A 488-nucleotide genomic window follows, 5' to 3' on the forward strand; every position below is an offset into this window, starting at 1 on the left:
TTCGAGGTCTTCAAGCGACTGTTCTCTACGCTCCTTTCGCGCTGCAATCGCTCCACATGCCGTCAAGCTAAACTGCCCAAAGAGCTGTTACTCCTGGATTCGACTCAAATCGTCGTTGGAAAAGGACGCTTGCCTTGGGCACCTCTCAGCGGCAAAAAGTCAGGCTTGAAGCTGCATGTCGCGCTTCTTGCTTCGGAACATCGCCTTCACCATGTCGAAGAAACCGACGCCAAAACCCATGACGCTCGACTTGCCGAACCGTTAAGTGATCCTCGTTTTATTGTGGTCGCCGATCGCGCTTACGGCAAACACGCTCGCTTTGACGCGTACGACACGGCCGATTCTCGTCAGTTTTTTGTGATTCGTCTTCGCGACACGACCCGATTTCAGGATGTGGTGCCTCGAAATCGCAAAAAACCGTTCGGGGGTTCGATTGAGCAGGACTTTACTTGTCGAATCGGTCAAACCTATTCCTTGACTCAACGTCG

Annotated in this window: 1 protein-coding gene; it reads left to right on the forward strand. The window is 52.5% G+C overall.

Annotated features, from left to right (window positions below):
- Positions 1–129: 129 nt before the first annotated feature.
- Positions 130–488 (forward strand): transposase (locus tag WKI47_RS25350; RefSeq protein WP_340229999.1); only part of this gene is annotated, 359 nt, incomplete at its 3' end.

This window comes from Saccharibacillus sacchari (genome assembly GCF_037722395.1).
GTDB classification, from domain to species: Bacteria; Bacillota; Bacilli; order Paenibacillales; family Paenibacillaceae; genus Saccharibacillus; species Saccharibacillus sacchari_A.